Annotated in this window: 1 protein-coding gene; it reads left to right on the forward strand. The window is 61.1% G+C overall.

Translation table 11 applies throughout. The annotated features are described in order from the left end of the window. The first annotated feature begins 59 nt into the window (after positions 1–59). On the forward strand, positions 60–1,121 hold the full coding sequence (locus tag NW838_RS01250) for a DUF1611 domain-containing protein (RefSeq protein ID WP_414358491.1): 1,062 nt from the start codon (positions 60–62) through the stop codon (positions 1,119–1,121). Positions 1,122–1,370 lie beyond the last annotated feature (249 nt).

Here is a 1,370-nt window from a genome sequence, read left to right on the forward strand (position 1 = left end):
GCGATCGCTTCTTTCCTGAACCATGTTCAGGAGAGTTCAGCGTGAATGTATCAGGAATGATGGGAAAGCCAGGATCCCTGTCCAGCGAAAGTCGCGTGGCCATCCTGCTCCACGGGGGATTGCTGGGGGAGCATGGGAAAACGGGGCTGGGGCTGCTGCGCTACGGCTCCTTCCCGGTGGTGGCGGTGATCGACCGGGAGCAGGCGGGGGGATCCCTGGCCCATCTGACCGGAATTGCCAAAGACATTCCCATCGTGGCCTCGGTGGAGGAGGCGCTGGCCCACTGGCCTGAAGTTCTGGTGATTGGGATCGCCCCTTCAGGGGGGCAGTTGCCGCCAGCCTGGCGGGAGGAGTTGGGCCTGGCCCTGCGAGCTGGCCTGTCTCTGGTGAATGGGTTGCACACGCCTTTGGCCGAGGATCCCCAGTTTCGGCAGTGGTTGCAGCCGGGGGCCTGGATCTGGGATATTCGCCGCGAGCCCCCCAACCTGTCGGTGGGGAAAGCCCTGGCCCGCACCCTGCCCTGTAAACGGGTGTTGACGGTGGGCACCGACATGAGCGTGGGCAAAATGTCCACCAGCCTAGAGCTGCACCGGGCCAGCCTGAGGCGGGGCCTGCGCTCCCGCTTTTTGGCCACCGGGCAAACCGGGATCCTGATCGGCGGCGAGGGGATCCCTTTGGATGCGGTGCGAGTGGACTATGCCAGTGGGGCGGTGGAGCAACTGATCATGCGCTATGGCTCTGACCACGACATTCTGCACCTGGAAGGTCAGGGATCCCTGCTCAACCCCGCCTCTACGGCCACCTTGCCCCTGTTGCGTGGATCCCAGCCCACCCACCTTATCCTGGTACACCGCGCCGGCCAGACCCACATCAAGGGGATAGACTACGTGCCCATCCCGCCCTTACCCAAGGTGATTGAGCTGTATGAACAGGTGGCGGCAGCTGCCGGGGCTTTTGCCCCCGCGCCCGTGGTGGGGATTGCCCTCAATACCTTCGGCTGGGAGGAAGAAGCAGCCCTAGAGCAGATCCGCCGGGTGGAGGCTGAGACCGGACGGCCCTGTACAGATGTGGTGCGCTTTGGGGCAGATCCCTTGTTGGAGGCAATTTTGGCGGCAGGATAACTCAGTTTGCAGACAGCGGATCCACTCCCATTGTCCATCTGGGAAAAACTCATCATCTTCAACAGGTGAGCGATTCAGATGGTTCCCGGTGCCGTTGTCTTCTCTGAGATGCGATCTCCTCAGCCAGGTATTCTCGATCCAAGTCGCTCCCATTGGCCGGGGGCCAGGAACTGGGCTTGCTCCGTGTTCAGAGAAGAGCATGACTCTAGTCAATAATAAGCTCAACTATACTGAAAATAATGTATAATA

The organism is Synechococcus sp. R55.2 (genome assembly GCF_047462075.1).
Classification (GTDB): domain Bacteria; phylum Cyanobacteriota; class Cyanobacteriia; order Thermostichales; family Thermostichaceae; genus Thermostichus.

What these genes read in the sequence shown, in the direction of transcription:
- NW838_RS01250 (WP_414358491.1), top strand. Translation starts at nt 60, where the DNA reads ATGGGAAAGCCAGGATCCCTGTCCAGCGAAAGTCGCGTGGCCATCCTG.